16 protein-coding genes are annotated in these 17,702 nt (G+C 60.2%); 3 read left to right on the top strand and 13 right to left on the bottom strand.

Annotation, left to right across the window (positions count from 1 at the left end):
• Positions 1–335: 335 nt before the first annotated feature.
• The 6 genes from ACIQUG_RS33660 to ACIQUG_RS33635 form a co-directional block, all read right to left on the bottom strand.
• Complete coding sequence (locus ACIQUG_RS33660; protein ID WP_043612818.1) at positions 336–626, bottom strand: type II toxin-antitoxin system RelE/ParE family toxin; 291 nt, start codon at positions 624–626, stop codon at positions 336–338.
• Positions 623–868: a CopG family ribbon-helix-helix protein gene (locus ACIQUG_RS33655; RefSeq protein ID WP_082005912.1), complete on the bottom strand. Its 246-nt coding sequence runs from the start codon at positions 866–868 to the stop codon at positions 623–625. Before ACIQUG_RS33655 ends, ACIQUG_RS33660 begins: the two co-directional genes overlap by 4 nt.
• Before the next feature lie 774 nt (positions 869–1,642).
• Positions 1,643–2,614 carry an ABC transporter permease gene (locus tag ACIQUG_RS33650; protein ID WP_402326788.1) on the bottom strand — a complete coding sequence of 324 codons (972 nt, stop codon included), beginning with the start codon at positions 2,612–2,614 and terminating at the stop codon, positions 1,643–1,645.
• An 11-nt stretch (positions 2,615–2,625) separates the two neighbouring features.
• On the bottom strand, positions 2,626–3,606 hold the full coding sequence (locus tag ACIQUG_RS33645) for an ABC transporter permease (RefSeq protein WP_402326727.1): 981 nt from the start codon (positions 3,604–3,606) through the stop codon (positions 2,626–2,628).
• Positions 3,603–5,144, bottom strand: a complete 1,542-nt coding sequence (locus tag ACIQUG_RS33640; protein ID WP_402326726.1) for a sugar ABC transporter ATP-binding protein — start codon at positions 5,142–5,144, stop codon at positions 3,603–3,605. Before ACIQUG_RS33640 ends, ACIQUG_RS33645 begins: the two co-directional genes overlap by 4 nt.
• A gap of 71 nt (positions 5,145–5,215) precedes the next feature.
• Positions 5,216–6,340, bottom strand: a complete 1,125-nt coding sequence (locus ACIQUG_RS33635; RefSeq protein ID WP_402326725.1) for a sugar ABC transporter substrate-binding protein — start codon at positions 6,338–6,340, stop codon at positions 5,216–5,218.
• Between the two features lie 349 nt (positions 6,341–6,689).
• Here ACIQUG_RS33635 and ACIQUG_RS33630 point away from each other — a divergent pair, with 349 nt between their 5' ends.
• From ACIQUG_RS33630 to ACIQUG_RS33620, 3 genes are read left to right on the top strand one after another with little or no spacing between them, the layout of a single operon-like run.
• Complete coding sequence (locus ACIQUG_RS33630) at positions 6,690–7,601, top strand: SMP-30/gluconolactonase/LRE family protein (protein ID WP_402326724.1); 912 nt, start codon at positions 6,690–6,692, stop codon at positions 7,599–7,601.
• 15 nt (positions 7,602–7,616) lie between these two features.
• A complete protein-coding gene (locus ACIQUG_RS33625) occupies positions 7,617–7,841 on the top strand; it encodes a 4-oxalocrotonate tautomerase family protein (protein WP_402326723.1) in 225 nt (74 codons plus the stop codon).
• Positions 7,838–8,893, top strand: coding sequence for a LacI family DNA-binding transcriptional regulator (locus ACIQUG_RS33620; protein WP_402326721.1), 1,056 nt, complete (start codon positions 7,838–7,840; stop codon positions 8,891–8,893). The genes ACIQUG_RS33625 and ACIQUG_RS33620 overlap by 4 nt, the downstream gene beginning before the upstream one ends.
• 222 nt (positions 8,894–9,115) lie before the next feature.
• Here the strand turns inward: ACIQUG_RS33620 and ACIQUG_RS33615 are convergent, their stop codons facing one another.
• From ACIQUG_RS33615 to ACIQUG_RS33585, 7 genes are all read right to left on the bottom strand, one after another.
• Entirely contained in the window at positions 9,116–10,156 is a 1,041-nt protein-coding gene (locus tag ACIQUG_RS33615; protein ID WP_402326719.1) for an ABC transporter ATP-binding protein, read from the bottom strand.
• Entirely contained in the window at positions 10,153–11,286 is a 1,134-nt protein-coding gene (locus tag ACIQUG_RS33610; RefSeq protein ID WP_402326717.1) for an ABC transporter ATP-binding protein, read from the bottom strand. Before ACIQUG_RS33610 ends, ACIQUG_RS33615 begins: the two co-directional genes overlap by 4 nt.
• A gap of 14 nt (positions 11,287–11,300) precedes the next feature.
• On the bottom strand, positions 11,301–12,191 hold the full coding sequence (locus tag ACIQUG_RS33605; protein WP_402326716.1) for an ABC transporter permease: 891 nt from the start codon (positions 12,189–12,191) through the stop codon (positions 11,301–11,303).
• 18 nt (positions 12,192–12,209) lie between these two features.
• Positions 12,210–13,166 (bottom strand): ABC transporter permease, encoded by a 957-nt coding sequence (locus ACIQUG_RS33600; protein ID WP_402326714.1) that lies wholly within the window; start codon positions 13,164–13,166, stop codon positions 12,210–12,212.
• A 44-nt stretch (positions 13,167–13,210) separates the two neighbouring features.
• Entirely contained in the window at positions 13,211–14,776 is a 1,566-nt protein-coding gene (locus tag ACIQUG_RS33595; RefSeq protein WP_402326712.1) for an ABC transporter substrate-binding protein, read from the bottom strand.
• Between the two features lie 134 nt (positions 14,777–14,910).
• The gene (locus ACIQUG_RS33590) at positions 14,911–15,795 is read right to left on the bottom strand and encodes an amidohydrolase family protein (RefSeq protein WP_402326710.1); all 885 of its coding nucleotides are present in this window, start codon (positions 15,793–15,795) and stop codon (positions 14,911–14,913) included.
• Entirely contained in the window at positions 15,782–17,599 is a 1,818-nt protein-coding gene (locus ACIQUG_RS33585) for an adenine deaminase C-terminal domain-containing protein (RefSeq protein ID WP_402326709.1), read from the bottom strand. The genes ACIQUG_RS33590 and ACIQUG_RS33585 overlap by 14 nt, the downstream gene beginning before the upstream one ends.
• Between the last annotated feature and the right edge of the window lie 103 nt (positions 17,600–17,702).

The raw sequence follows: 17,702 nt of genomic DNA, 5'->3' as shown, positions 1-17,702 counted from the left end.
GCGGTGCGGCGGTGTTGCCAGCTCGAAATATGCCGCGCGCTTCCCCTTCCAGTCGATACATTATGCGATCCTGAACGCACAGAACGGGAAAAAAGTGGCACAATCGTCATGCAATCCACTCGCAACTGAAAACCAAGATTGGGCTGATCACTTCCAGATTTTCCATCTAAAACCTGCACTTCCATCTGATTTTGACTAGCAGTGACGATGTCCCTGGCAGTGGGTAGCAGGAGCGCCGTCTTTTCGGACCGAGCCGGGAATGGTCACCTTGTCGTAGCGGGCAGGCTGACGAGTGGATCATCGCTCATCGCGTCGACGCATTTTGTTGGTCGTCACTAGAGAACCTGCGGCCACTGCTGGTGAGCGTGCATGACGGTCAGGATCTCGACGTCCCGACTTACGCGGTAGGGAATGATGTAGGGAATGTCAGCCAGCACGAGCTCGCGCGTGCTCTTGATACGACCAGGCCGCCCACTGGCAGGGTACTCGGCTAACGCATCCACGGCAGAGACAATCCGCGCCACGACGCGGGCCGCAGCATCCGGATTGTCTCGTTCGATATACGCGCCGATCTCATCAAGCCGCCGCAACGCCCGAAGCGTCCAGCGAATACGCTTCCCACTCATGATTGGCGGGCAGACTTGAGGTACTTCCCGACGACTTTCGCCACATCTTCATCGCTGGCGAATTCACCCCGGTCGGCCTCGGCCAATCCCGCTTCAATCTCGGCAAGCTGCCATTCCTGCTGCTCAACGAAAGCTTCAATGGCTTCGGCAGCCATATAAGAGCGGGACCGATCCAGCTTCTCAGCGAGCTGATCCAGCTTGCTCGCAGTTTCATCTTTTACACGCACAGTAAACGCAGTCATCGGACGTAACTTTCTTTGGTTCACTTTGATTATCGGTGAACCACTCTGGTGCGTCAAGGTTCAAGACACCTTCTTCAAAGCATCGGCTAGGGGACTGATCCATCGGTTTTGCTGTGCTTAGAAACTCTCTGATGGGGGTGGCTCACAGTCAGACTCGTCGGCTCATAACCGACTGGTTGAAAGTTCGAGTCCTGCCGGGCCCACCATGCCCTCAGGATCGAAGGCCTTCGCCCACGGGTCTCGTCCGATTGATCTTTCTTGGGCGTCAATCCGAAGTGCGGCAGAGTAGCCGCTTTGAGCCCCCAAAGAAGCCATCGCCCCGCTTTGGCCGCTGATTCCGACCGGTTTGCTGATAAATGGAAGGACGGCCAGCGTGATCTCGCGGCAGCAACGTGACGTCAATCGGTCGCCCGACCCCGTTCTAAAGATAACGGCAATCGCGTCCTCGAAGTCTTGTGTCAGGCCGGGGACATTTAGTCCACTCAGGCTCTGCCCGACTAGCACGACTCTTTTGTTCGCCGGGTTTTGAGCTCGGGACCTTGCCGCCAAACCATTAAACCATTCATTCAGGATGGCGTGCACTGCGCACGGCAGGTAGGCGACTGATGGGCTATGAATGGACGGGAACACAAGAGCGCCGCATGAAAGTTGGGCGCTACAGTGCCGCGGTCACGCTTGCCGCTCTGGTCGTTACAGTCGCAGCGCAGATTGTCAGTAAAGCATTCTAGAACAGAAGAGGACCATGCGTCGAACGCTCCTTTGCTCCTCGATGGCTTACCGGCTTGCTGGTGCGCGACCATAGAGCAGGAGCATGAGTATGATCACCACGCCGTAGATGATCTGGCGACCGGCCTCGGGCATCTGCGTGACGGAAAGGATCGATTGCAGCAGCGTGATGAGGATGACGCCGGCGACCGTGCCGAGATAGGATCCCCGTCCGCCCAGGATCGAGGTGCCGCCGAGCACCACGGCTGCTATGGCCGGAAGAAGGTAGGCGTCACCCATGGATTGCGCGGCCTTGGAGGCGTAGCCCGCGAGCAGCACCCCGCCAAATGCCGAAAGCCCGCCCGAAGCGGCAAAGGCAATCATGACGATGCGGCGGGTGTTGATGCCGGCGAGATAGGCCGCGCGCTCGCGATTGCCGATGCCGTAGACCGCCCGCCCGAAGCCAGTCCGGCGCAGAAGAAACACCATCGCCGCGCCGATCAACGCCCAGATGAAAACCACATTCGGAATACCGGGAACCAGAGCACCGGTGGCGAGATAGCGCATGGCTGCAGTGGCGGAATCCTGTGGCGAAAAACCGCCCGTATAGACCACCATCACGCCTTGGGCGACGGCATTGGTCGCCAGCGTCACGATCATCGAGGGGATGCGCAGATAGGCGACCCCGACGCCGTTGATGAGCCCGATGCCGATGCCGCACAGGACGCCGAAGGGAATGGCAAGCGCTGTCCCGACCGGACCATATGCCGCGGCCGCACAAGCCATCATCGCGCCCGTGGCAACGGTCCACGGCACCGAAAGATCGATCTGGCCGAGCAGGATGACGAGCATCATGCCGGTGGCGATGATGCCGAGGAAGGACGCCACCTTCAATTGCTGCAGCAGATACTCCGGCGACAGGAAGCTGCGCGAATAGAGGCTGCCGAGCACAAGCAGCAGCAGGATGCAGCCGAACGCAGTGACCACTGCCGGGTCGAGATTGCGTATGAAGGTCGATTTGCGTCCGGTTGCGCCAGTCATTGCCGTCTCGCTCACAGGAACCACTCCAATCTATTGCGCACCCTGAAGAGCGCAAGGGCCCCGAGACTGATGGCCGTCAACAGGATCAGTCCCTGGAACAGCGGTTGCCAGAGTGGATCGAGATCGAAAACGAACAACAGGTCGCCGATCGTGCGGAATGCCAGCGCACCGAAGACCGCGCCGATGGCGCTGCCTTTGCCGCCGAACAGCGAGACGCCCCCCAGCACCACGGCTGCGATCGAAAACAGCGTGTAGGCGTTGCCGCTGGCGAGTGCTGCGTCGCCGGTATAGGTAAAAAAGGTGAGAAACAGCCCCCCGAGTGCGGCGACCAGGCCCGCAAGCGTGTAGGCGAGCAACTTGCCGCGGCGGATCGGCATGCCGGACATGTAGGCGGCCGTCTCGGAGGAGCCCACGGCATAGGCTGCACGCCCATAGACCGACCGGCTGAAGGGCACCCATATCACGACGACTACCGCTGTAAGCGCGACGAGGCTCGCCGGCACAACTCCGAAGATCCGGCCGGTCAGGGCATCTGCAAGGCCCTCGTTGACGGAACCGCCCGGAAAAGGCCGCAATAACAGGGCCAAGCCGAAGTAAATCGCCCCCGTCGCGATCGTCGCCACGATCGGCTGCAGCCGCCCATAGATGACAATGGCGCCATTGATCGCGCCACAGGAGGCCCCAACGGCCAGGACGACGGCGACACCGAAGGCCGTTTCAAGCGGCGAGCCGACGACCAGCCACGAGGCCAGGCAATTGGTGAGAAGGAAGATCATGCCGACCGAAAGGTCGATGCCGGCGGTGATCACCACCATGGTCTGGGCCATCGCGACAAAGGCGAGCAGCACGCCTTTGTTGGCGGCCGTCTGGATAACGTTGGCGGTGAAGCCGGCCGGATGGTTCGCCGTGTAGATGATGAACATCACCACGAAGATCGCAACCGCAGCCAGCGTGCCCCGGTGCTCCGTCAGTCTGTATTGCCAGTCCTTCATTGCAAGGGCTCCCGATGAACTGGTTCTACCGATGGGATATTGAGTGCGCTTGCGATCAGCGCGCGCTCCGTGATCTCAGAGCCTGCCAGCTCTCGCTTGACCGCCCCGTCGTAGAGCACGAGGACCCGGTCGCAGCAGCCGATGAGCTCGGCATAGTCGGTCGAATAAAAGAGGATCGCCGCGCCTTCGTCCGCCAGACGCCGCAAGAGCTGGTAGATCTCCTGCTTGGTGCCGACGTCAATGCCGCGCGTGGGGTCGTTGAGAAGGACGATGCGCGGCTGCCGCATCAGCCATTTCGCAATGACGACCTTCTGCTGGTTGCCGCCCGATAGCGCACCAACCGGCGCGTCGACATTCCCCGCCTTGATGGCGAGCAACGTCATCATCCAATCGATGGCGCTCTGCTCTTTGGCGCGATCGATGATGCCGCCACGCGTCAGCCGGTCGAGAGAGGCGAGCGAGAGATTGTCACGCACCGTCATCGGCAGCATCAGCCCCTCGGTCTTGCGATCCTCGGGAATGAGCGCCATGCCGATGCCGTGCCGGCGCGCCTGCGCGGGGCTGCCGATGCGGGTCGGCCTGCCGTCGACGAGAACCGTGCCGCGCAGCCCGCGCAAGACCCCGAACAGGGCCAGGAGCAGATCGCGTTGTCCCTGCCCGTCCAGCCCGCCGAGACCGACGATTTCGCCTGCACGCAACGAAAACGAGATGTCGTGAAGGCGGTTCGCCCAGGACAGATTTCGTGCCTCAAGGACAGGGGCAGTCGGTGCAAGCGGGTCTGGCTTGGGCGGATAGACGCTATGATATTCACGACCGATCATCATCTCGATGACCTCGTTGTCGCTTCTCGAACCCGCCGCATAGCTTGCGACCTTGCTGCCGTTTCGAAACACGGTGCAATCGTCTGCCAGTTCGGCAATTTCGTTCATCCGGTGCGAGATGTAGACAAGAGCGAGCCCCTCCGAACGCAGCCGCTTTAACACGGCAAAGACCTTGGAAACATCGGCTGCCGTCAGCGCCGACGTCGCCTCGTCGAGGATGAGGATGCGCGGCTTGCGCGCGAGCGCCTTGGCAATCTCGACGATCTGCTGACGCGACAGCGGCAGGTCCTTGACCAGCGCCAGAGGGTGGATGTCTGCCGCACCGGCACGCGCCAGCGCCTCTTCTGCCAGACGCCGCTGGGCCTTGCGGTCGATCATGCCGAACCGGGTGGGCGGATTGAAGATGATGATGTTGTCGGCGACACTGAGTTCCGGGATAAGCGAAAGCTCCTGGAAGACGCAGGCAATGCCGGCGGCATTGGCCGCGGCCGGTGACGCGAACGTCACCGGTTGTCCATCAAGCGTCATCTGCCCCTCGTCGGCGGCTACAACGCCCGCCATGATCTTGATAAGCGTCGACTTTCCGGCGCCGTTCTCGCCGAGAACGGCGTGAATGGCGCCGGTCCTGACGGACAGCTCGGCATTCTCAAGCGCCCGCACCCCACCGTAGCGTTTCGATATGCCTTCCATGCGAAAGAGCGGTGCGCCGCATTCCATTGCGCTCTCCGGAAAACCGTTGTTGACGACAGGGCACTGCACAGGCGCGCGGTGCCCTGATCCTAATCGAACTACTGGTTATCCTTGCTCTGCTTCATGATCTCCTGGGCGGAGAAGTTGATCCCGCAGGTGGGGAACGAATTGCCGACGAAGAAATTGTCGGATTCGGCCTGGAAGTAATCCTGGCCTTCCTTGAAGTTCGGATCTTCGACGATCGCCAACGGCAACTTGACCGACTGCGGCACCACCTGGCCCTCGAGCGCTGCGATCGCCGTCTTGATGGCGACGGCCACCTGCGCCGGTCCGGTTCCAGCCGACGAGCATTTCAGGCCGTCGGCGGCATGTGCCGCACAGAACTTGCGAAATCCGTTTTCGGTTTCGCCGCCGAAAGGCACGAAGGGGTGCTTTGCGTCGATCATCGCCTGAACGATGCCGGTGTCGCCGCCCTGCCCGGTAATGCCGTCGAAGGGGCCGCTGGTTGCGATTGCGTCCGCAGTCACCTTCTGGGCGACGCCGTCGTCCCATTTGCCCATGACCTCGACGACCTCGAACTTCTTGCCCGACGCCTGGAGCTTCTCATGGATGCCGTCGTGCCTGTCGGTATCGACAGACGTGCCGGCGACACCGCGCACCTCAAGCACCTTGCCGCCATCAGGCAGATGTTTGACGAGCCAGTCGCCCCATAATTGCCCGAGCCCCTTCTGGTCGACGTTGACGTTGATGGCGTCCTCGGTGTCGAGGATGTTGTCGAAGGCGACCAGCACCACGCCAGCTTCCTTCGCCCGCTTGATGACCGGCGCAAACGCCGTCGGATTCTGGGCATTGACGACGATCGCGTCATAGCCGGAGTCGATGAAGTTGTTGATCGCCGAGATCTGGGCCGGCACATCCTCGCCCGTCGAAACGACCTTGAACTCCTTCAGTTTGGCTGCGACGTCGGGTTGAGAGGCATAGGCCTTGGCGGTCTGCACCATCTGGATACGCCAGGTGTTGGCGATGTAGCCGTTGGCAAGTGCTATGCGATACGGGCCGTCCTTTTTCGGGAACTTGAAGAATTTCGTGTCCGCCGACCACGGCGCGAAACATTCCGGCTCGGCTGCAGGCCCTGAAACGATTTCCGGATCTGCATAGGCAGCAGATCCCAGCATGAAAAAGGCAGTGGCGGCAACGATGCCGCCAGCGAGTGACTTCACCATCGACATTTCCTCCCATGGGCGCGCCACTGTTTGGTTCTCCAGCCCGGGGATCATCTCACCCTCGAGCGGCACGAACTCCTGCGGCATCGGCACGCTGGATGCCTGCTTTCAGCATTGACGAGGCGCTCTGGTCTCCTCCCGAAAACACCGCTGTCTCTTAATTAGGTAGCGCTACCACATGCGATTGTAAAGTAACATTTGCGGATTACTGAGGACCGAATATCACCAGTTTAAGATCGAAATCAGCGTGATTTCGACGTGTCGGAAGGAAGCCTATTTCCTTCCGCAATGATAGCGCTATCATATCGCGACGCTCAAGAATACGTTCTTTGCCGCATGAGGGAGCCCTATGGCCGAGGATTTCGAGATCGTAGACCCGTGCTTTGCCCGGCTCGTCAACCACAGCGCCCGGGTGGAGCAGCTTTATACGGGATGTCGCTGGGCCGAGGGGCCGGCCTATTTTGCCGCCGGGCGCTATCTCATTTGGTCGGACATCCCCAACGACCGGATGCTGCGCTATGACGAGACCGATGGGCATGTGAGCGTCTTCCGACAGCCGTCGAACTTTTCAAACGGCAACACCACCGACCGGCAGGGCCGGCTGGTGACCTGCGAACACGGCGGCCGCCGCGTGACCCGCACGAACCATGACGGCAGCATCACAACCATTGCCGATCGGTGGAACGGCAAGCGCCTCAACTCGCCGAACGATGTCGTCGTGCGATCCGATGGGTCGATCTGGTTTACCGATCCTGCCTACGGCATCGAGAGCGATTACGAAGGCCACAAGGCCGAAAGCGAGATCGGCGCTTGCCATGTCTATCGCGTCGACCCGGCGACGGGCGCCATCGCCGCGGTCATTAAAGACATGGTGCGGCCGAACGGCCTTGCCTTCTCCCTTGACGAAAGCCGGCTCTACGTCGTCGACACCGGCCGGACGCACGGCCCTGACCTTCCAGCCCACATGCGTGTCTTTAATGTCGATGAAGCGGGTACCGCGTCGGATGGCGAGGTCTTTGCCGATTGCACCGCCGGTCTGTTTGACGGCTTCCGTCTGGATGACGAGGGCCGGATCTGGACAAGTGCCCGGGACGGCATCCACTGCTATCACCCGGACGGCACCCTGCTCGGCAAGGTCAAAGTGCCGGAGAACACCGCCAACTGCGTGTTCGGCGGGCCGAAGCGAAACATCCTCTACATCTGCGCGACGAGTTCGCTTTATGCCGTTCGGCTGATGGTCAACGGCGCACGTCTCTATTGAGGCAGGAGGTCAGTCATGCCATTCGTGCGGATCACCATCGTGCGTGAGGTCATCGCCGACGATCCTTCGGCCAAGAAAGCTGCGATCGCAAGCAAGGTCGTAACGGCGATTGCCGAGGCGACCGGGCTTACCGAGCGTGAAATTTCCGTCGTTTTCGATGAGGTGGACGCAAGGAACTGGTTTGTCGGCAATAAAGACGTCGAGACCTTGCGCGCGCACAACCGGCAGGGGTCGACGTGACGGACGATATCGTTTCCAGAGACCAGAGCCGCAAGGCAAGCCGGCGCGGCAGTGGCAGGCCGACGATCGCCGACGTCGCAAAACTGGCCGGCGTCGCTGCGATCACTGTCTCGCGCGCGCTGCGCGACCCATCGCTCGTTTCGGCCGAACTGCGTGCCGAGATCGATACGGCGGTGATCCAGCTCGGCTATGCGCCCGACCCCAACGCGCGCGCGCTCGCGTCGGCGCGCGCCGACGTGATCGGCGTTCTCGTGCCGTCACTGACGAACATCGTTTTTGCCGACACATTGCGCGGCATCTACGACGGGCTCGACGACGGCCCGCTGCAGATTCAAATGGGCAACACCCACTATTCTCCGCGGGAAGAGGAACGGCTGATCCGGATGTTTTTGGGCCAGCGGCCATCGGCGCTGATCGTGTCCGGCATCGACCAGACCGAAACGACCCGCAAACTGCTCGAGAGCGCGGATTGCCCCATCGTGCAGATCATGGAGTATGGCGAGGATCCGGTCGATATGCTCGTCGGGTTCTCACACTTCGATGGTGGCAAGGTAGCGACCAACCACTTGATCGAGGTGGGATACCGCCGCATCGGTTTCATCGGCGCGCGCATGGATCCACGCTCGCAGCGCCGCCTTGCCGGTTACCGCTCGGCGCTGGAGGCAGCACAGCTCTTTGATCCCAAGCTGGTAACCACCACGTTGACGCCGTCGCGCGTCTCGCTCGGTGGCCAGCTCCTGGCCGACGCACTGGCAAAGGTCGCCGATATCGATGCTGTCTTCTGCAACAATGATGACTTGGCCATGGGCGTGCTGTTCGAGTGCCAAAGGGCAGGCATCGCCGTGCCGCACCGCATGGCAATTTGCGGCTTCAACGACCTCGACATGATGCACGTCGCCTATCCGTCGCTCACCAGCGTACGAACGCCGCGCTATGAAATCGGCCGGCGCTCGGTGCAGATGGTGCTGGAGCGACTTGCCGGCCGGCCAATTGAATCGCCGATCGTCAACTTGGGCTTCGAGCTTCAGGTTCGCGAAAGTACGGCGCGATGAAACGGCACATTCTCAAGGATCGGCCGCAGCGCACAATCCAGATGATACATTAATGGTTGCCGCAAGGTGGCAAGTCACACCCTACTGCAGTTGGTGGATTGACCACACGTGCGGCCAATCCACCGGGAACACCAGACCATGGGAGATCGTGGCAAGGAGGTGCCGCGCATGACCTGGATGCAGTCCGCGTCGTGAGGATGCGAACACGGACCAACGCTCGACCTATAACACGCCCGAAATGGCCTCCATTGGCTGCTCTTGGCTCCAGCCAATCAACTCGCCCGCGCGAAAACAACGCGTTTCCCTTCCGGGAGCCAAGCAAACCGGAGGCGGTGTGCTTTTGGAGCAGATCGCTTCCACCGCGAAGCGACAACGCGGTGCGAAGCTGCAGCCTTCGCTCAACCTACTCATATCCGGGGGCGTGCCAGGTATCGCATCGATATCTTTGTCGCGATCTTGCCCATGGACCGTCGAGCCCAACATTCCAATGGTGTAGGGATGGGTCGGCCTGAGAAGGACATCGTGTACCGTACCGAACTCTACGATCCGACCCGCATACATTACCGCCACCTTGTCTGCTATTTGAGCGGCCACCCCAAGATCGTGCGTGACAAAGATCACACCCATACCCAGCTCTTCCTGAAGTTTGCGCAACAGCAGCAGCACTTGGATCTGGACCGTCGCGTCAAGAGCGGTGGTCGGCTCGTCGGCTAACAGCAGCTTGGGTCTGCATGATAGCGCCACCGCAATCATGGCGCGTTGGCGCAAACCTCCTGAAAGCTCATGGGGATAGGACCTCAAACGTCTCTCGGCATTCGGTACCTTGACGAACTGCAACAGCTCCAGCGCCTTAGCCGTCGCTTCGGAGTGGCTGCACTGCTGGTGGCGAACAATGGTCTCGGCAATCTGGTCCCCGATGGTGTAAGTCGGGTCAAGTGCCGTCATCGGCTCCTGGAAGACCATCGAGACCGTTGAACCGCGAATGTCATTGAGCTGCCGATCAGAGAGAGACATGATGTCGTGATCTGCGACGCGTACGTGACCCGATAGCCGCGTAATTCGCGGAGAAAATAGCCGCATAAGCGCCCGCATCGTCACCGATTTGCCCGAGCCGGATTCCCCAATGATGCAGAGCACCTCTCCCGGCATCACGTCAAACGACACTCCGTTAACTGCATGCACCGTTCGCGAGCGCGTGACGAATTTAACGCCCAGATCGCGAACCTCGACCAGGGGACCTGTTTCTTCCGCTGAACGTCTCATCGTGCCAACTCCTCCTTGACCGCTTGGGACGCGGGCGTACCGGCGCGGCTGTGCCCGGATTGCGGGTCAGCCATATGGCATGCGGCGACGTGCGAGGCGCGGTTCGCCCAGGCCTCCAAGGTCGGCGCCTTAGCCTCACACACCGCCTCGGCGAACTGACAGCGGCTTCGAAAACGGCACCCAGGTGCCGGATTGATGGGACTGGGTGGGTCGCCCGTGAGTGGTGGCGTCAAGACCTTGTCGTCGGGGTCCATTGCCAGCCGCGACTGCAGCAACGCAGCGGTATAGGGATGTTTTGGCTCATGATAAATTTGGTCGACGGGCCCCAACTCCACGACCTGGCCGAGATACATGACCATCACCCGATCAGAGATGTATTGAACAACATTGAGGTCGTGCGAGATGAAAAGGTAGGTGAGATCGAACTCTCGTTTGAGTTGGCGCAAAAGGTTGAGAACCTGCGCTTCCACAGACTTGTCGAGGGCGGAAACCGCTTCATCGAGAATCAGCATCTTGGGCTGGAGCGCGAGCGCGCGAGCGATGTTAACCCGTTGTTTCTGCCCGCCCGACAATTCGTGCGGGTATCGCGGCCCGAAGATCTCCGGCTTTAACCCGACCTTGCCGAGCAGTTCGCGCGCGGTGGCACATGCTTTGCTGGAGCTGGCGCCGTGTACGCGTGGACCATATGCGACCGAAGCCTCAACGGGCAGCCGCGGGTTGAGTGACGAATAGCTGTCTTGGAATACCATCTGAAGGCTGCGCCGAAGGTCTCGCAAGGGTAGCCCGGAACTCTCCCCGACGAGATGCCCCTGAAAACTTATCCCGCCACTGTCGGGCGGCGTCAGATACATCAACAGTCGCGCCAGTGTCGATTTTCCGCAGCCCGACTCCCCCACCACGCCGAGCGTCTCGCCTTTGAACACGGTGAACGAAATGTCGTCGACGGCATGCACGGCGCCAATCTTCCGATTGAGCAGGCCTCCGCGTATAGGGAAATGCTTCTTCAGGTTCTTTACCACCAGCATTGGGGACATTGCGGCGGCCCCTCGGCGCGCCGCGCCGCCCGTGTTGTCGGGAGTTGTCGCGACATCCAAGAACGCCGGCGTCGGTACTGTCGTGTGCACGTCCATTTTGTTCTCCCTTGTTACTGCCGGACGTCCATCGCCTGACGCAGACCATCGCTGACCATGTTGAACGATAGCGAGGTGATGAAGATCGCGACCCCGGGCAGCGCGCATAGCAGCGGGTCGATGTAGATTGCCTGGCGCAAAGCAGATAGCATTAGGCCCCAGTCGGGCGTTGGCGGCTCAACGCCGAGACCCAGGAACGACAGCCCAGCGGCCAACAGCACCGACACGGAAATCAGACTAGAGGCGTAGATGAAAACCGGCCCGAGGACGTTCCCAAGCACGTGGTGGACAATGATCGAAGCCGTGTTGGCGCCACTGGCTCGCGCTGCCTCGACGAAATCAAGACTTCTCACCTGGGCCGTCGCCGTTTCAGAAATGCGGCAGAGCGGCGGAATGAACACGAGGGAGAGCGCCAACAAACCGTTCAGTAAGCCTCCGCCCATCATGCCGGAGACAGCCACTGCCAACAGCACAGATGGGAACGCGTAGAAGACGTCCATCACGCGCATGATGACGGTGTTGGTGACGCCACCCAAATAGCCTGCGGTCACGCCGAGCATACCGCCGATCAAAGTAGCCAACACCACCGGCACGAGCCCCATCGCCAACGACACGCGCCCGCCATGCAGCAGCCTTGCGAGCATGTCGCGACCGAGTTCGTCCGTGCCAAGCAGGTGGGTCGCGGTACCGATCGGCTTCAGCCGCGCGATCATCTGCGGCTTGTTCGGATCGACCGAAGTCAGCCAAGGAGCAAAGAGCGCGGACAGCAGCACAAGTACGATGATGCCAGCAAAGAACAGCGTGACATAGTCATAGCTGAGGCGATTGGCAACGTTGCCCCAGTAACCGCGAACCTTGTGTATTTCGGCGTCCGCTCGTGGTGTGTCGAAAGTCGCATTAGTCATAATTTTTGCTCCTTTCGCTCAGCCGCGCTTGATGCGGGGATCGACCGCGGTCTGGATGAGGTCGACGATGAGGTTGGTTGCGACAAAGCAGATGGCAAGAACCAGCACGACCCCCTGCACGACGGGCACGTCGCGGGTAAGGATCGCTTTCCCGAGCAGGAAGCCAGTGCCGGGCCAGTTGAAGATTGTCTCGACAAGGATGGAGCCGCCGACGAGATATCCGAATTGCAAGCCCATCACGGCAAGGACCTGAGGCAACGCGTTTCGGATCGTGTGTCGCACAACCGCACTCTCCGAAAGCCCTTTGGCACGCAGCGCCTGGACAAAATCCTGAGAAAGCACGTCGGCTACGGCCGACCGCGTATTGCGCATGATGACGCCGAGCGGCACGAGAGACATCGTTGCAACCGGCAAGACGGCGTACTTCAGTTGTTCCCATTGAAAGAGACTGAAACCCTCCGAGCCACTGCTGCCCATGCCCATGGCCGGCAGAAGGTTGAACTCGACTGCGAAGATGATCACCAACACCACACCGAACCAATAGTTGGGAATGCTGACGCCGACGATCGACAGGCCGGTGACGCTGCGATCAACCCAGGTGCCGAGATGGTAGGCTGCGACCGTCCCCAAGACGAAGGCTATCGAGAACGCGACCGCGACTGCGCCGAAAGACACAAGAACCGTATTCATCAGCGCGTGCCCGATCTCGGTGAGTACGGGCCGGCCGCTCTGGATGGAGTTTCCAAGATCACCACCAAGCACACGCACAAGCCAGTCGAAATATTGCACCGGAAGAGGCCGATCAAAGCCATAGACCCCGCGCAAGTATTCGATGTCGGCTTGCGTGGCATCGGGTGGAAGTAGGGAGCCCAAAGGGTCTCCCGGGGCCAGAAACACCAACCCGAAACAGATTACTGACACGCCAAGGGCGATGGGGACGGCATAAAGGATACGCCGGATTGCATAAAGCCACATGTTATTGCCTCCTGTTCGCCTTTGGCGACGCGCTCCTGGCCGGGTTAAGGCTCGATGGCGATGGGCGTCAGGTCCTGAAACCAGCTTTGTGCTTGGACAAAGCCCTTGACCTTCGGTGACATGGCACGCGGGTTCAGGTCGTGGGCGATGTAGATCATCGGCGCCTGGGCGACTGTCAGTTCATGGATTTCGGTTATCATCGCGTCGCGCTGCTCTTCATCGAAGGTTTCCATTGCCTTCTTTCCAAGCGCATCAATTTCGTCGGTCGAGAACCAGCCCCAATTCGGCCCGTTGGGGGCAAAACGCGACTTCATGACAAAGCCGAGTACGCCATTATAGGGCTCCATCGGCGCGCGGCTGACATTGATCGCATCAATATCCGGGAACGCCTCGCGCCCCTTCAGACTGATGTCATGCAGTGCGCTCCAGTCCATCACGTTGAAGTTGACCTTGAAGCCCACAGCCTCAAGCTGAGACTTAACCAGTTCGTTCATCGCAAGAGGCTGCATCTGACCTGAGCCTGCCGTCGACATTGCAACGGTGATCTCGCACGGATAGCAGCCGGCTTCCTTCAGCAGGGCCGTTGCTTGTGCCGGATCGAAATTGTACTTGATCGGATTGCCGTAGTAGCGGGAGCTGGGCGGCAGCATCGCGTATCCGGGTGCACCAGTTCCGCTCAAGAGGGCGGCGACGTCCTCGCGGTTGACCGCGTGATTGGCGGCCTGGCGGATTTTGATATCGTTAAAGGGCGGGTCAACCATGTTGACCTGGTAGGTCCAGTTGTGGGGGTAGGTGTTGGTAACAACCACCATTCCCGCCGACTCGAGCCGCGGGATGGTGTCCGGTGACGGCGCTTCGATGAAGTCCACCTGGCCTGACAGCAGCGCGGCGGTACGTGTTGTCGCCTCGGGCATCGGTAGCAGCACCAGGCGGTCGTGCTTTGGAATTCGGTCCTTATCCCAGTAGTTCTCGTTTTTCACCAGTTCGAGCCGCTCGTGCGGCACGACCTTGTCGAACTTGTATGGCCCGGTGCCAGCAGGGGCCTTGGCGTAGACGTTGTAATCCCAGTTGGCCTTCTCCAGTGCGCACCTGGAAATCATCAGGAAGTTGGTCAGGCTGAAGGGCGTAAAGGAATCGGGCGCCTTGGTGTAAATTGCCACTTGATCCGCGCCGAGCGGCTCGACGTGGTCGATGTTGCTCGCCCGGGTACGCATACGAGCGAACTGCGCCGGGTCAAAACCTCGCGCTGTCTTGTCGATCAGACGTTGGAAGTTCCATGAAACGACCTCCGGCGTAAGATCACAGCCATCGTGGAATTTCACTCCCTGGCGCAAGGTAATCAACCAACGCCTGTGATCCTTCGGGTCGACCTCCCACTTCGTCGCAAGGCCGGGACGAAGACTTGCCTCTTCGTCGGCTCGCGTCAGGTCCCAGTTGATGAGGCCGTCGTGCAGGTTGAATCCGACGAAGCGATAACCCTCGTAACCTTGGTCGGGTTGGCCCGTCCAGGCAGGAATGTCGCCAAGGGTCATAGCGACCCGCAGCACGGATTCGGCGGACGCCAAGCTCGGCGAAAGCATGGCGGAGGCGAGCGCTACGGCTGCGCCCATGGTCGCACGTCCAATCGATAGGTGGTTCATCTCAGCGTTCCCTTTTTTTGTTGCCGACACGTCAAGGACCGGTGAGGATCTCAACGGGCCTCCTGAGCCGTCCGCGTCGTTAACGGCCATTTTACCACCGGACCTCAGTCCGCATGCATTCGGTTCTTCTTCCTCTTTTCCAACTGTCCGCTGCGTGCGGCGACGACACCGCCCGCAATCACCAGAGATGGGATCGGTTGACCGAGTTCGTCGACGACCAGCAGATCCGCCAGCCGTCCTGGCGTGACGCTTCCGACCTCGTGATCGATCGCGTATTGGATGGCAGCGTTGAGACATGTCATCTGCGCGGCGAGACAGGCGGGGACGCCAGCCTTGATTGCAGATCCGAGTGCCGGGTTCACATTGAATGACGGAGCCGCTCCCGCATTGCAGTTCCGTAACAGGATCCTGGCAGTCTCGATACGCGAATGGGAGACCTCTGCCAGCAGCGCTGCCGTTCGTGAAGGATCAACCTCACCGCCGAGCACTGCCACCCTACCTTGGGAAAGACAATCTGCTACCTGATCGAGCGAATTACAGACCAGCTGTTCATGAAGCCTTCGTGCCTTGCCCGTGGCCCCTTGCCAACCAAGTTGGTCCGCCGAGAGATGCCATCGGCGCAATCGCACCGGGTCGTCATATCGCCCTGATGCGTCGCAATTTTCGTCGAGGACGATCGATGTCACACCCATTGCCAGCAGGGTTGAAGCAAGCGCTTCAGAAACGTCCGGCACGCTGGCCAGCGGCTCGATAAAACCCGGCAGCACGTAGCGCCCGGCGCAGTCGATGACGACCTTGGCCGCACCTTCGTAATCGCGCCTGATTGCGACGATCCGATCGCCAGCAATCGCAATACTCGTCGTATACGTCTCGTCCGACCAAACGTTAACCAGGCTGCAATTCTTGAGCAGCAGGTCTGCCGGATCCTTTGCCAGGGAGACGCGCACATTCGTCAATGCACGTTCGACCGATGCATCAGTTGCCAGCATGGTGACCTCCTTCCACGACGACAGTCGTTCCAACACCGATACGCGAGTTGATCAGGCCCTTGTCGGTGAGCCCAAGATCGGGAAGCGTCGTATGAATCGTCGAAACGAGGGTCTTGAACGGATCTGTAAGGGTGCAGCCGAGCTCCGCAGCGGCTTGCTGCGCTCGGTCAATGCTGGCAAGCAAGGTCTCGTAGGGCTCCTCCGACATGATACCCCCGACGCGCAACGACGCTTCGGCCAGGACCTTGCCATCGGCGACTGCGATGAACCCGCCTTGGATTTCCCCCATTCGCTGGATTGCATGCCAAATGTCGTCGTCAGTCGCCCCTACCACAACGACATTGTTGAACGGCACCGATATTGAGGTCGCGAGCGCGCCACGTCTCAACCCAAACCCTTTGACGAAACCGACGCCGACATTGCCGTGACGCCCGTAGCGTTCGACAACAACGATCTTGAGGATGTCGTTGCGTGGGTCGGGTTGAATGCCATCGGCGGTCACCTCGAGTTGGTGAACGAACCCGCGGTTAAAGGAATCGCCGTCGACCACCTCGAACACGCGTGCCTGTACGGACGTTGCATCTCTTGGCGCGTCGCATTTAAGCGACGCACGCTGGACTTTCGCTAGCTTGACCGAGTTTCGATAGGTCTCCGGGAAACTCGGTTTCGGGATGTCGACCAGCAGTTCACCGCGGCGGGCTACGACCTTCCCGCCAACAAAGACGTATTCCGGCGGAAACACGTCAGGGGCCTTCGTCAAGAGGATGTCGGCGAGGCGTCCGGGCGCAATCGACCCAATCTGATCGGATAGGCGAAAATGCTCCGCAGGGTTAAGCGTCACCATGCGATAGGTGTCGAGTGCAGAAACGCCGGCGTCCAAAGCAGTTCGCACGAGATAGTCAAGGTAGCCGTAGTTCTTCGTGACTATGTCGATGGAGGTGTTGTTGTCGATGCACATGCACACTTGACGGAAGGACAGTCCTTTGCGCAGCATCTCGTCGAGCAGCGGCCGCAATTGACCGCGCCGACCAGTGCACTCCACGAAGAAGAGTTTCAGGCCGCGGCGCAGGCGAGGCAGGATGTCCTCGCCTCGAGCGATACAGTGGTCGTCCTGAATACCGCTCGCGACATATCCGTCGAACGCCGGCTCATCGCCGCGACGGATTTCACCACCGTGGCCGCTCACCCGGTAGCCCGCCTCGCGGCAGGTCTGAATGACACGCATGTAGTCGAAATCTTCAAGCGCTATGCGGGACCAGACCGTCTCACCGATACTCATGCACCCATCGCCAAGCAGTTCGGCGATGTCGCGGGATTTCATTTCCACGGCTGCCGTGCCGAGTGCGGCATCGAAGGGACAATAAGACGGAGCGGCCACATAGCCACGCATGGGTAGCCCCTCAAAGGAGCGCCGCAACACGTCTACCGCCTCCACACCGCCGGTATGAGCGTTGTTGGTAGTATCAACAACAACGGTCGTAGTTCCAAGCGGAAGGAGTACGCGAGCCAACTCGCCCGGCCAAAGGAAGGTCGTGTCGACATGCATGTGAGCGTCGATCATTCCGGGCATGGCATAGAGGCCATGACAATCGACGACCGGAAGACCGTCATAGGTTTCGCGCTTGTCGATGGAGACAATACGCTCCCCGGCGATGGTGATGTCGGTTTCGCTCGTCATCCCCGAGTAGACGTTGAGCAGCCGGCATCCCTTCAGGATCAATGTGGCGTCATCACCAGATGTCCCCTGGTCACCGCGAAGCGAATTCGTGGACCGTGACAGCTCCGGCAAGGCATCGAGCGTCATTTGAGTTTCCTCCATTCACATGAGCCAACTGCGGCTCCGTTGTCATCAACATGACTCTGGCCGAAACAAGTTGCAACATCTTTTTATAATTTTTGTTACAATC

It is taken from the genome of Ensifer sp. NPDC090286 (assembly GCF_044769565.1).
In the GTDB taxonomy this organism is placed as follows: Bacteria; Pseudomonadota; Alphaproteobacteria; order Rhizobiales; family Rhizobiaceae; genus Ensifer.
Note: the sequence above shows the minus strand (reverse complement) of the source record. Positions and strands in the feature narration are given on the sequence as shown.

What these genes read in the sequence shown, in the direction of transcription:
- ACIQUG_RS33660 (WP_043612818.1), bottom strand. Translation starts at nt 626, where the DNA reads ATGAGTGGGAAGCGTATTCGCTGGACGCTTCGGGCGTTGCGGCGGCTT.
- ACIQUG_RS33655 (WP_082005912.1), bottom strand. Translation starts at nt 868, where the DNA reads ATGACTGCGTTTACTGTGCGTGTAAAAGATGAAACTGCGAGCAAGCTG.
- ACIQUG_RS33650 (WP_402326788.1), bottom strand. Translation starts at nt 2,614, where the DNA reads ATGACTGGCGCAACCGGACGCAAATCGACCTTCATACGCAATCTCGAC.
- ACIQUG_RS33645 (WP_402326727.1), bottom strand. Translation starts at nt 3,606, where the DNA reads ATGAAGGACTGGCAATACAGACTGACGGAGCACCGGGGCACGCTGGCT.
- ACIQUG_RS33640 (WP_402326726.1), bottom strand. Translation starts at nt 5,144, where the DNA reads ATGGAATGCGGCGCACCGCTCTTTCGCATGGAAGGCATATCGAAACGC.
- ACIQUG_RS33635 (WP_402326725.1), bottom strand. Translation starts at nt 6,340, where the DNA reads ATGGTGAAGTCACTCGCTGGCGGCATCGTTGCCGCCACTGCCTTTTTC.
- ACIQUG_RS33630 (WP_402326724.1), top strand. Translation starts at nt 6,690, where the DNA reads ATGGCCGAGGATTTCGAGATCGTAGACCCGTGCTTTGCCCGGCTCGTC.
- ACIQUG_RS33625 (WP_402326723.1), top strand. Translation starts at nt 7,617, where the DNA reads ATGCCATTCGTGCGGATCACCATCGTGCGTGAGGTCATCGCCGACGAT.
- ACIQUG_RS33615 (WP_402326719.1), bottom strand. Translation starts at nt 10,156, where the DNA reads ATGAGACGTTCAGCGGAAGAAACAGGTCCCCTGGTCGAGGTTCGCGAT.
- ACIQUG_RS33610 (WP_402326717.1), bottom strand. Translation starts at nt 11,286, where the DNA reads ATGGACGTGCACACGACAGTACCGACGCCGGCGTTCTTGGATGTCGCG.
- ACIQUG_RS33605 (WP_402326716.1), bottom strand. Translation starts at nt 12,191, where the DNA reads ATGACTAATGCGACTTTCGACACACCACGAGCGGACGCCGAAATACAC.
- ACIQUG_RS33600 (WP_402326714.1), bottom strand. Translation starts at nt 13,166, where the DNA reads ATGTGGCTTTATGCAATCCGGCGTATCCTTTATGCCGTCCCCATCGCC.
- ACIQUG_RS33595 (WP_402326712.1), bottom strand. Translation starts at nt 14,776, where the DNA reads ATGGGCGCAGCCGTAGCGCTCGCCTCCGCCATGCTTTCGCCGAGCTTG.
- ACIQUG_RS33590 (WP_402326710.1), bottom strand. Translation starts at nt 15,795, where the DNA reads ATGCTGGCAACTGATGCATCGGTCGAACGTGCATTGACGAATGTGCGC.
- ACIQUG_RS33585 (WP_402326709.1), bottom strand. Translation starts at nt 17,599, where the DNA reads ATGACGCTCGATGCCTTGCCGGAGCTGTCACGGTCCACGAATTCGCTT.